The following is an 11,584-nucleotide window of genomic DNA, read 5'->3' as shown; positions in this document are numbered from 1 at the left end:
GAATAGTTGAGAGTAGCCCAGGCACGCGAGAGGCCTTTGCATGACAATGATATTTCATACATTTGGGAAGTTTGAGTTTAGAATAGTTTGATACGGAGATGTGTCATACTGACTCAGACATTTGGCCAGGGGCGGGTGAGAGCGCTCCTGGTTTTTTATGCCGGAACAGTAGAAGGCTGTTAGGGACCTTTGTGCATGTTTTCGTTTTTGATTTTGGCTGTAATAAAATGATGATGCTAAAGTTGATTATTGCATTACAATCAGTTGTTCATTTTCCAGTTTAAAATGTATTCTGCTGATTTCGAGCAAGCGTAACAGTGCAGACAAGTCGGCTGATCTGGGAATGTCTCCTGTGAATGTTCTGGTGGGAATGTCTCCTTTAAAAACGACATCAATATTGTACCATCTTTCTATCTGTCGCATGATGGTACGGATATCAGCGCTTTTGAAGGAGATGAGGCCATTTTTCCAGGCAATGGCGAGGTCTGTGTCGGCATTGTCGATGACTTCCATGGTCCCGTTTTCGTTGATACGTGACTGTTGTCCTGGTTTGAGTATATGGTTGACGGCCTGCTGGCTTACTTTGACGGATCCTTGCAGCAGGGTTGTGCTGATGCTGTTTTCATTGTCGTAGGCCATGATGTTGAAGTTGGTTCCGAGTACGGCCACTTCTGTATTTCCGGTGGTTACGAAAAATGGCTGGGCGGAATTGGGCTGTACTTCAAAATAGGCTTCGCCGGTGAGGGTGACGGTTCTTTTAGGCCCGGTGAATGCGGTGGGATATCTGAGGGAAGAAGCGGCGTTTAGCCATACCCGTGAGCCATCGGGTAGTACGAGACTGTATTGTCCGCCTTTGGGCGTGCTGAGGGTGTTCCAGCTGATGGTGCTGTTGGCGGACATACTTTGTTTATAGACCAGTTGGCCGGCATTGGTCTGCAGGCTTACAGGGCCTTGCTGGGCGATCTGGCCGTTCATATTGCTGTCCAGTTCGATGGTGGCACCGTTGGCCAGGGTCAGGACGGCTTTGTCTGTGCCGGGTTGGATAATTTTATGCCGGGTGGTGGCGATAGCGGGCTGATGTAGTCGTTTTTTCCAAAGGAAAGCGGCACCGACAGCTATCAGCAGGAGGACGGCTGCGGCCCATGATTTAAAATAAAACGTTTTAGCAACCGGACGCCTTTCGGCTCGCAGGGGCAGGATACGTGCAAGGATAGCATCCGACTGGGTGTCGAATACATTTTCTTCTGCTTCGGCCGACTGCATCCATGCTTCTTCTATCATCCATTCCAGCTGGGCATCCTGATCTTCCGTTTTCAGGAATGTTTTCAGTTCCTCCAGTTCGGTGGCGGTAGCGGCATGGCTGGCATAGCGGCTTAACAGGTATTTTAATCTGTTATTGTCCATCAGCAAAGGTCATCTACCTATATAGACAGCAGCAGGGGGTAAAAAGAGGTAATCAGTTTTAAAAAAAAATTATTTGAGCAGCAGGAAAAAAAACAAAAGGTTGCTTTCAGGGTGGGTGAGTGCATAGCTGCGGATAGCGCGCAGGGCCAGTACCATGTGTTTTTTGACTGTTTCCCTGGAAATAGCCATCCGTTCTGCTATTTCGGCCTGTCTTAAACCTTCGTCGCGGCTGAGCAGATAAACCTTCTGCCGTTGGGCTGGCAGTTCGGCTACAGCCTGGTCAATGATCCGGCGGAAACAGGCATCGGTACTTTCTTCATAAGGATTGTCGGTGCTGGCGGAGAGTGTCAGTTCCCATTGTTGTTTATGTTCCAGTTCCCGTCCCAGTTTTTTCAGAAAGGAGAAGGTGTAATTTTTGGCCACCATATAGAGATAGGGATGAAAGTGATGAACCTGACTCAGTTTCTCTCTTTTTTCCCATATTCTGATAAATACTTCCTGTACTATTTCTTCCGCCATGGTGATGGAGCCTGTAAGCTGAAACACAAAAGCGCCCAGTCGCTGATGGTAAGTATAAAAAAGCCGGGCAAAGGCGGCTTCATCGCCTTGAGATACTAGTAAGAGTAAATCAGGTTCACTATTTAAATACGTTTTCTCCAAAGTGAAATAGACTGTATATGGCTCTGTGTTCTGGTTGATGCTATGATAAATATAGGGATACTTTTAGAATTACAAATTTATCAATTACAGATTGCGGTAAAAAAGCGAAGATAGCAGCGGCATGCATGCTATCTTCGCTTTTTCTTATAGTATTATTGTTATTTTTTCTCTTCGTGATATTCCTGTTCGGTATTGATAGACCAGATATTGTTTTTGGTGGTAATACCGGCGGCGATGTTGTCTACCGCTACCATGGCGGTAAGCATAGAATGGTCTGAGTTGTTGTATTTATGCATGCCGTTGCGGCCAACGAGGAAGAGGTTACCAAAGGAGTCCAGATAGTTGCGTATTTCGTCGAACCGGTCGTAGGTGCCGAAGTAGGCGGGATAGGTTTTTTCCATCCGGAGCACGGTAGCATCGAGTACATCTTCTTTTCTGGCGAGCCCTATTTTACAGAGTTCGTGTATGGCTGTTTCCCTGATTTCGGTATCACTCAGCGCCCAGAAATCATCTCCTTTATTACAGAAGTATTCCATGCCTACCCAGGTGGTATCAGGATCTTTCACCATGTAGGGGCTCCAGTTGTTGAAGAGCTGGAGGCGGCCTACTTTCACATCTTTTTCCTGGATATAGATCCAGGTGTCCTGGAGGGTGATGGGGGCGTGGGTTTTTGTTTTTGCGTTTTCGAAGCTGAGGTTTTTGAGCAGGATACCGATGGTGATGAAGTCGCGGTATAGCAGTCCGGCTGCTACTTCCCTGACGTTGGCGGGCACATCGGTTTTAAGGCCGGCCACCAGTTCCTGTACGGGCATGGTGGAGAAGAAGTAGTCTCCTTCGAGCAGTGTTTTTTCACCGGTGGTTCTGTCTACCGTTTCGATGGCGGTGATGCGGTCGCCGGTGGCGATGATGTTGGTTACATCGTGCTGCATGAGGATGGTAGCTCCCTGTGCGGTGACCTGCCGGGCTACTTCTTCCCATAGTTGGCCGGGGCCGTGTTTGGGATAGAGGAATTGTTCTATGAGACTTGTTTCAACATTTTTTTGTTTGATGTCTTTCGGTTTGCTGGCATTCCAGGCTGATTTGGCCGCATGGGCAATGGCTTTGCCGATGGAGATACCTTTGATACGTTGTGCACCCCATTCGGCGGATATTTCGTTGCAGGGCACGCCCCACACTTTTTCTGTATAATGTTTAAAGAAGAGCAGATATAATGTTTTCCCAAAGCGGTTGATCATAAAGTCTTCCAGGGTTTTTTCATTTTTCCTGGGGAAGAGTTGGGCATACAGATAGGAGATCATGATTTTGATGGTGGTCATGATACCGAGTTTGCGCAACGTGTCTATTGACAACTGAATGGGATAGGTAAAGAATTTTTTCAGGAAGTAGATCCGGGAGAGGCGTTTCCTGACCAGCATGATGAGGTCAGGATTTTCGGCTACGAGGGTGTCTGTCTCTGTTTCTTTTTTGGGGACTTTTACTTCCCTTGTTTTCTGTTGGTAGCTGATGGTGAATATTTCAGCAGCCTCTTTGTCGAGTGGCATCACGGTCATCCACCAGTCCATCACGCGGTCTGATTTGGAGAAGAAACGATGGCCTCCGATATCGATACGGTTACCTTTATAATTGACTGTTTTGGAGATGCCACCTATGTCTGTGCTTTTTTCCAGTATTACCGGTATTATATCAGTGCGCTGGAGTAGTTCATAGGCAGCGGTGAGGCCAGCGGGCCCTGCGCCAATGATAATAGCTTTCTTTTGCATGAGATAACAGAGATTGTTGAGTGAATAGTTATTTGAGGGCTGTAAGTATCTTGTCCGTTCGGGGTAAGTCGTTATGGGGCATCAGAAAATGCGGGGGTGCTCCCCGTACATGCAAATGAATAGTGGTGGACTTGAAAGCTGGCATATTATAATGGTTTTTCGCAAGCTGTTCCTCCTACAGGAACGCTTGTTTTTTTGAGGGCAATCATTACAGGGTAACACAGCCCGATACGCTATTTTGCTGTGTATACAAGTATAAGCCACGGAACTGAAATAGTATTTCAGGTACGGTTAATGTTGGTAGTTTGGGAGGTTTAAAATTTCCATTTGTAGAAGTATACCGGGGCGTTTTTTCCTTCGCTGATGGTGACATATCCGTTATTGCCGGGAGTGATGGTGATACCTTCGCCCTGTTTTTCGATCACATAGGGGAGCTGGCGGGCGGGTTTGGCCATGGCCTGTTCTACGGTTTCGTTGGTATCACGGTACCAGTAGTAGATATCGGTGAGGGTTTTGATGACAATATGATGTCCGTCTTTGGAGATGTCGCCGGAGGTGACCCAGGTGTAGGGAAGGGTGATCAGTTTTTCGAGGCCGGCTTTATCGCCGTCTTTGAAGAAGAGCTGGTCTGTTTTGTAGAGGCTGACCATTCTTTCTCTTTTGCTGACGATATATATTTTTTTGCCGATAGGATCAATCATCAGGGTTTCTGCATCCCTGGGTCCATTGGGATACTGAAGGGTGAGCACATCGGGGGTAATGGAGAGGTGTTTGCCGGGAACGGTGGTGGGCTCTTCGAAGCGATAGATGCGGATATGTTTGCGCACACCTGCATTATCACCGATATCAGCCACGTATACGTAATGTTTGCCTTTGGCGGGGCCTATGCCTTCTGCGATATCTTCCATGTCGCGATTGGTAACATCCTTCAGTTTGACGGTGCAAACGAGGTTGGCCTGACTGTCCAGCAGGAAGGCTTCTGCTTTATTACCACTGTCGTTGTGGGTCCAGTAGTATCCGGGCAGGGTAGTGCTGGAAGCAATACCGGAAGCTTCAGTGATCTTGTCAGAAGACACATTGCCCAGTATAACGGGTTTGACTGTGGTATTATCTTTCACTCCCTGTGCCATTGTACCGGAAAAGGTCAACAGCAGGGAAATCAGCAGAACAGGTAATCGCATGAGGCAATTTACTTAAATAATACGACTGTCTTTTTAATCCTTTTCTAATAAATATTTGAACAACAAGGGGGTATCTTCGGTTTATATGATCATGAAACACCCTTCTTCCCTGATAACCATGATAATGGTTATCCTGTTGTCATTGCCTGCTAAGGGCCAGTCTGATTACATTGGTCTCGGAAACAAACAATACCAGTTGCTGGAGCGGCTGGATATCCGTACGAGGCATGATACCCTGCTGGGATTTACCACCGTAAAACCGTACGACCGCCGCAAAATGACGGAGCGGGTGTTGTATATTGATTCATTGGACAAAAGAGGCGTGTTACCCTTTCCGTTATCTTCCATAGACCGGTATAATATCCGTCGTTTGCTGATGGACAACTGGGAGTGGGCGCCGGCATATGCTGATTCATTCCGGGTGAGACCTGTGTTTGGCGTGTTTTATAAAACACCGGCCAACCTTTATGCGGTAAGCACCAGTAATTTCAAACTGGCCATTGATCCGCTGCTGAACCTGCAATACGGTAAGGATAACGATGGTACCGGCAGTATCTACACAAACACGCGTGGCATTATGCTGAGAGGAAATATTGCCAACAAGGTGGGCTTTTATAGCATCCTGACCGACAACCAGGAACGTGACCCAGCCTATGTGCGCGACTTTGTTGCCCACAATGGTGCGGTGCCCGGAGAGGGCTTTTATAAGTCATATCGTAAGAATGGTTACGACTACTTTGATGCCCGCGGTGGTATCTCCTTTAACCTTGCCAAATATTTCGATATTCAGTTTGCCTATGATAAACTTTTTATCGGCAATGGTTTCCGTAGTCTGTTTCTCAGTGATTTCAGCAGTAATTACCTCTATCTCCGTATCAGTACCCGCATCTGGAAGTTTGACTACGAAAATATTTTTGCACAAACCATCGCACCTTTTCCGCCCTATGGTTCAGATGGCCGCCCAATGCACCCCCGCAACTATATGATGATGCACCATCTAAGCCTGCAGGTAACGAAATGGTTGAACCTGGGCTTTTATGAAAATGTGATGGAAGATGGTAGGAACGGCCTGCAGCTCAGTTACCTGAACCCGGTGATTTTCTACCGTTCGGTAGAGCAGCAGTTGGGCGCCGCTGGTAAAGCCAATGTAGGCTTTGATTTCAAATCAAATGTCACTTCTTCAGTGCAGTTGTACGGACAGCTGCTTATCAATGAATTTGTAACAAAGGAAGTATTGCATTACAGTCGTGGCAACTATGCCAATAAACAGGCGTTCCAACTGGGTGTTAAATATATTGATGCTTTCTTTGTCCATAATCTCGATGTCCAGGCAGAAGTGAATTATATCCGTCCATATACCTACACTAATTTCGACAGCACCACTAATCTGACCCACTATAGGCAGCCGCTGGCACACCCGCTGGGGGCCAATCTGAAAGAGTTTATCGGTATCGCCCGGTACCAGCCTCTTCCGCACTTGTATCTCACCGGCAAGCTGATGTACCATTTGCAGGGGCTGGACTCTGCCGGGGTTAACTTCGGAGGCGATGTTTCCCGTGGATATGAAACCAGGCCCAGGGATTATGGTTTTTTCATCGGCAGCGGTACTCCGGTTAAAAGCACTACTGCCGCGCTGAGCGTCTCCTGGGAAATATTTGAAAATATGTTTATAGATCTGAATAGTACCTATCGGACGTACAATGTACAGGGCCAGCCTAATACCAGTACCTTCTTTTATACAGTTGGTTTCAGGGTGAATCTGCAGCCGAGGGAGTTCAATTTTTAGCGAGGCTAAAAATTTTTTTGAACAAAAATTTGTTAGTTATGGGAAATGTTCTACCTTCGCGTTCCTGAATTGACAATGCCCGATAGTATAACGGTAGTACGACAGACTCTGACTCTGTTTGTCTTGGTTCGAATCCAGGTCGGGCAACAAAATTTAAACCGCTACCATAGCGGTTTTTTTTATTGCTGTAGTAGGCTGGTAATGCCTGTGTTAACCCAATAATCCAAAAAATATTTATCTTATACACCAATTACGTATATCCCTTACGGTGATAGTAAGAAATGTTAACTGTAGCAAAAGAAATTATCCCTATTGTAGTGTTTAGCGGTATGTCCTGAAGATCCTATTGTGTCTGTAGTTGTAAGCTGCTTCTGAATTACAAACAACCTTCAAAAATATATCTATGAAAAAAATCGTGTTATTTATTGTTGTCTGTACCCTTTCCCGCATGACTGCAAGCGCGCAGAACGGGCCGCTGAAATTTCAGGATAATCCATTGGTGTTTTACGGACAAGATGGTCACTGGGAAGCCCGACAGGATGCTTTTTCCAACCTGGTGTGGAAAAGTTACAGTGCCCGGTATTTTATGATGAATGATACTTATTTTTTACAAAACGGAAATGTGGGTATCGGTGTTTCTGCACCTACTGCCAGGTTACAGGTGGCGGGTAATATAGTAGCATCGGAGTTGGTTGTATTAAATGATCCGGGCAATAATACCACACCATACCTTAGTGGCCTGACTATTTACAACAGAGGCGCAAGTGGTAATTCTTATGGGTGGAAATGGCTCACAGCATCAGTTGGTGGTGGTTTTGGCGTGTATCCCAATTCCATGGAGCTCTGGGAATATCCTGATGTAGATAACTCCAATAACTGTTGCCGTGGAAGGTTGAAGATTACAAAGTCCACAGGAGTTAATGATTATCCACAGGCTGTGGTTATTGATGGTAATGGTAATCTGGCGCTGGGAGGCTATGCAGATGCAGGCAATAACACACTTTCTGTCAATGGTAATGTTGGTATTGGTACTAACAATGCGCAAGGTTATCGTTTAGCCGTCGCCGGTAGTATGATTGCCGAAAAAATAAAGGTAAAACCACAAGCCATCTGGCCGGATTTTGTGTTTCATCATGATTATAAATTACCCTCGCTGGCGGAACTTGAAAACTATATCAAAAAAAATCAACATCTGCCTGAAATCCCTTCTGCTGCGGAAGTACAGGAAAATGGCATTGATGTGGGAGAAATGAACCGGAAACTTTTGCAGAAAGTAGAAGAGCTGACTTTATACATTATCGATTTGCAAAAGCAGGTCAACGAACTCAAAAAAAATCAACATCAGGATAAGTAATGTAAAAAAGAACCCCGTAGTTTTAACTACGGGGCTCTTTCTAAATAATTACTTCATCAGTTCCGGAGGATGAATAATAAATGGTGGGATATCCGGCTTCATCATGCTTTGTGTAGATTTCTTTGAACCCGATTTTTAATAATATCTTCTTCGATGCAATGTTTGCAGGATCAATAGAAGCATAGATGGTTTTAAATTTCAATTTTTCAAACCCATATTGAACCATCTTTGCCGCCACTTCAGTGGCCAGTCCTTTACCCCAATATTCTTTTTCAATGGCGTAAATGAGCTCGTAATCATTGATGGCTTTTGAAAATACTATTCCACAATACCCAATAAACCGGTTGTTTGATTTGTGTATAACAGCCGACATGCCAAACCCTTTACTGTCGTAGTTTTCAATGGATATTGCTATCCATTTTTGCGTTAGCTCTTTTGACAGGATACCATCGCCAACAAACTGCATTAGTTCTTCATTGCTGCAAATGGCAAACAAGTTGTCAAAATCAGTGACTTCAACCTCCCTAATCAATAATCGCTCCGTTTCAAATATTATTTTATTCATCGTGTTCTTAATTGACCGCTACGGCTCAATATTTACTTTATTATTTCTTTTACACTTTCAATAAATGTATCAATCTCACCTAAGGTATTGTAATAATGTGGCGAAGCTCTGACGGCCCATTCTATTCCTTTTTCATCAAAATCAATTACACCAAAAGCTCTGTAGCTGGCTACTACATTTATTTTTCTTTTCAATAGTTCATTTACAATATGAACCGGGCCTGAATCTTTAACAGTAAACGTAACCAGCCCGCCTTGTTCCGGTCCTTTGTCCAATACTGATATCCGGTCTATTGCTGCCAGTTTTTCGCGGGTAATGCCTGAAAGTAATTTGACCTGCTGCCAGATTTTTTCTTCGCCAATAGTTCTGCAATATTCTATGGCAGCTTTTGTACCTATTACAGTAGAATAGGCAAACTCCCAATCTTCATACCGCTTTGCATCTGGTTGTTGTTTATAGGTATCTTTTGTCGTCCATTCAGCCCCTCTCATATCAATGAACAATGGCTCCAGGCCTGCATGCAATGCCTTATCCGAAATATATAACGCACCTGTGCCACGGGGACCTCTTAAAAATTTTCTACAGGTAACACTTAAAAAGTCACATTTCAATTTTTGTACATCCAATTTCATTTGCCCGGCACTTTGGCAGGCATCTAAAATATACCAGGTTTTATCAGGATAAATATTTAAGTATTCCTCATAAATGTTCGCAATTTCATTTACTGGTTGAACCAAACCAGAGTTAGTAGGGATATGTGTTATCGCTAACAATTTAGGAAGGTACTTGTATAATTTATCTTTTAAGTCATTTAAATCAACCCCGCCAATAGCTGCATTGTTAATGTGAATAATTTTGACGCCTAATCTTTTTTGTAAAGACAAAAACTGAATTTGATTGGATACAAAATCATCACAATCTGTCAATATTACATCTCCTGTATTAAACGGAATGGAGGATAAAGCTCCCGTATAGGAGTCTGTTGCACTGGCAGTAAAAGCCATATTTGAAGGCTTGCAATTGAATAATAAAGCTGCCTGCTCATAAAATGCTTTTACCGCGGCGGCCCTCAATGCAGATGCTTCATATCCGCCTATTTCTGCTTCTAATTTTATATGGTCGAGTTGTGCCTGTGTAACCACATCAGGCATTAAACCGGCGCCTGCATTATTCAAATGAATAACATTTTTGGTTCCTGCCGTTTCGTTTCGGAACTGCTTAACTTCTGCTGCTGTAAATACACTGCCAGTAGGAAGTAGTATCTGGTTGTCTGAAACTATCATACTTTAATGATTTTAAAAGCAAAATTACCAGCGTTGTGGCGCATAATTTTTGCGTTATTAGTTTATTGGCGACTAATTTCATTTATGTTTGTACAACAAATGGGTAAATTATGCAACCACTTGATAAGTACGATAAAGAGCTCTTAAGGCTTCTCCAGCAAAACAATAAATTTACTACGGAAGAACTAAGCAGCAAAGTAAATCTTAGCCAGAGTGCTGTGCAAAGAAGGATTACCCGGCTGCGAAATGAAAAGGTAATTGAAGCGGATGTTTCAATTATTTCACCCATAGCGGTGGGGATCGGTATTACCTGTGTGGTTGATGTGGTATTACATGAAGGTAGTTCCAAGGCAATTGATAAATTTAAAGCTGCCATGAAAAATTGTATTGAAGTGGCACATTGTTATTATGTTACTGGTACCTACGATTTTGTCTTGATAATTAATACAACAGACATGAAACATTTTGAAGAATTTTCAAAAAAACACCTCATGGATAATCCTAACCTCAAACACTTCTACACACATGTGGTAATGGATAAAGTTAAGGTGAGTTATGGGGTGAGTATTTAGTCGGACAACGATAATTTTTATCTTTAATTGATGCAAAGCAGTTTTAAAAATATACAATGGGTTGTTCAGCAAAACCTGACGAATCAGGAGGATCTGAAAATGCTGAAAGATTCCTGTGAAAAGACAGGCGTAAAATATCAGGAAGTGTTTGTGATCCCTTTTTCAGATGCATTGCCATCGTTTGACACTGATCCGGTGAATATATCTGCAAAGAGCAGAGTGCTTGTATCAGAGCCTTATAATATTGCCTATGAGTGGCGGTTGTGGATCGTCAACAAAAAGGTGATCACGGCTTCGCAATACCGGAAATATTTTCAGCTGAATAAAAAACCGGGTTGCCCGGCAGCTGTGATAGAATTTGCAGAAGCCCGTTGTCAGGAGTATACGCCCAATGATATTTTTGTGATGGATGTTTGTTTATGTGGTGATGAATATTTTATTGTGGAATGTGGGTGTATGAATTCGGCGGGATTTTATAAAGGAGATATTGAAAGAATTGTGAAGGAGGTGACTACTTTTTTTGCGGGTTGTTGAACAAAAGCCTGTATTAATAGTATCATTTGATACTATCAAATGATACTATTAATACAGGCTATAAAAAGAGGGCCGCTATGCTGTAAAACATAGCGGCCCTCTTCTTTTTTATACTATACTACGGGCTCAAGATCATTTAATTCAGCGGTGGTAAAAACTTCCGACCTGATATAGAATCTCACACCCAAAGGTATTTCCAGCGAGAAGCTGCTACCTCTTCCGGGCGTGACGTCCAGTATTAACCGGGTATGTTTCCAGTATTCAAACTGATCGCGGTGCATATAAAACCGGCAGCCTTCCACTTCTCCGAGGCATACATCACTGCTGCCGGTAATAAATTCACCTGCACTGAAGCACATAGGCTGGCTTCCATCGCAACAACCGCCGCTCTGATGGAACATCAGCGGACCGTGGTCGTTTTTTAATCTGTTGATCAGTGCAACAGCCTGCGCTGTGGCGATTACGCGTGCTACACTCATAATTGA

11 protein-coding genes and 1 tRNA gene are annotated in these 11,584 nt (G+C 43.9%); 5 read left to right on the top strand and 7 right to left on the bottom strand.

What is annotated here, in order from left to right:
- Positions 1-246 precede the first annotated feature (246 nt).
- The 4 genes from KD145_RS14295 to KD145_RS14280 form a co-directional block, all read right to left on the bottom strand.
- Positions 247-1,404 carry a FecR family protein gene (locus KD145_RS14295; protein ID WP_212006529.1) on the bottom strand — a complete coding sequence of 386 codons (1,158 nt, stop codon included), beginning with the start codon at positions 1,402-1,404 and terminating at the stop codon, positions 247-249.
- Between the two features lie 69 nt (positions 1,405-1,473).
- Positions 1,474-2,064: an RNA polymerase sigma-70 factor gene (locus KD145_RS14290; RefSeq protein WP_212006528.1), complete on the bottom strand. Its 591-nt coding sequence runs from the start codon at positions 2,062-2,064 to the stop codon at positions 1,474-1,476.
- 158 nt (positions 2,065-2,222) lie between these two features.
- On the bottom strand, positions 2,223-3,824 hold the full coding sequence (locus KD145_RS14285; RefSeq protein WP_212006527.1) for an NAD(P)/FAD-dependent oxidoreductase: 1,602 nt from the start codon (positions 3,822-3,824) through the stop codon (positions 2,223-2,225).
- 314 nt (positions 3,825-4,138) lie between these two features.
- On the bottom strand, positions 4,139-5,005 hold the full coding sequence (locus KD145_RS14280; RefSeq protein ID WP_212006526.1) for a hypothetical protein: 867 nt from the start codon (positions 5,003-5,005) through the stop codon (positions 4,139-4,141).
- Between the two features lie 85 nt (positions 5,006-5,090).
- Here KD145_RS14280 and KD145_RS14275 point away from each other — a divergent pair, with 85 nt between their 5' ends.
- The 3 genes from KD145_RS14275 (at position 5,091) to KD145_RS14265 (ending at position 8,145) form a co-directional block, all read left to right on the top strand.
- A complete protein-coding gene (locus tag KD145_RS14275; protein ID WP_212006525.1) occupies positions 5,091-6,791 on the top strand; it encodes a hypothetical protein in 1,701 nt (566 codons plus the stop codon).
- A gap of 76 nt (positions 6,792-6,867) precedes the next feature.
- Positions 6,868-6,938: transfer RNA gene (locus KD145_RS14270), tRNA-Gln, on the top strand.
- Positions 6,939-7,194: 256 nt separating this feature from the next.
- Positions 7,195-8,145, top strand: coding sequence for a hypothetical protein (locus KD145_RS14265; protein WP_212006524.1), 951 nt, complete (start codon positions 7,195-7,197; stop codon positions 8,143-8,145).
- A gap of 40 nt (positions 8,146-8,185) precedes the next feature.
- Here the strand turns inward: KD145_RS14265 and KD145_RS14260 are convergent, their stop codons facing one another.
- The gene (locus KD145_RS14260) at positions 8,186-8,710 is read right to left on the bottom strand and encodes a GNAT family N-acetyltransferase (RefSeq protein WP_212006523.1); all 525 of its coding nucleotides are present in this window, start codon (positions 8,708-8,710) and stop codon (positions 8,186-8,188) included.
- Positions 8,711-8,742: 32 nt separating this feature from the next.
- Positions 8,743-9,993, bottom strand: a complete 1,251-nt coding sequence (locus KD145_RS14255) for an aminotransferase class V-fold PLP-dependent enzyme (RefSeq protein ID WP_212006522.1) — start codon at positions 9,991-9,993, stop codon at positions 8,743-8,745.
- 110 nt (positions 9,994-10,103) lie between these two features.
- Between KD145_RS14255 and KD145_RS14250 the strand changes: the two genes are divergently transcribed.
- Positions 10,104-10,565, top strand: a complete 462-nt coding sequence (locus KD145_RS14250) for an Lrp/AsnC family transcriptional regulator (RefSeq protein WP_212006521.1) — start codon at positions 10,104-10,106, stop codon at positions 10,563-10,565.
- Positions 10,566-10,595: 30 nt separating this feature from the next.
- Positions 10,596-11,099 (top strand): ATP-grasp domain-containing protein, encoded by a 504-nt coding sequence (locus KD145_RS14245; RefSeq protein ID WP_212006520.1) that lies wholly within the window; start codon positions 10,596-10,598, stop codon positions 11,097-11,099.
- Between the two features lie 113 nt (positions 11,100-11,212).
- Here the strand turns inward: KD145_RS14245 and KD145_RS14240 are convergent, their stop codons facing one another.
- A complete protein-coding gene (locus tag KD145_RS14240; RefSeq protein ID WP_212006519.1) occupies positions 11,213-11,578 on the bottom strand; it encodes a DUF779 domain-containing protein in 366 nt (121 codons plus the stop codon).
- Positions 11,579-11,584 lie beyond the last annotated feature (6 nt).

The organism is Chitinophaga sp. HK235 (genome assembly GCF_018255755.1).
Taxonomy (GTDB): domain Bacteria; phylum Bacteroidota; class Bacteroidia; order Chitinophagales; family Chitinophagaceae; genus Chitinophaga.
This window is presented reverse-complemented; position numbering and strand designations above follow the sequence as displayed.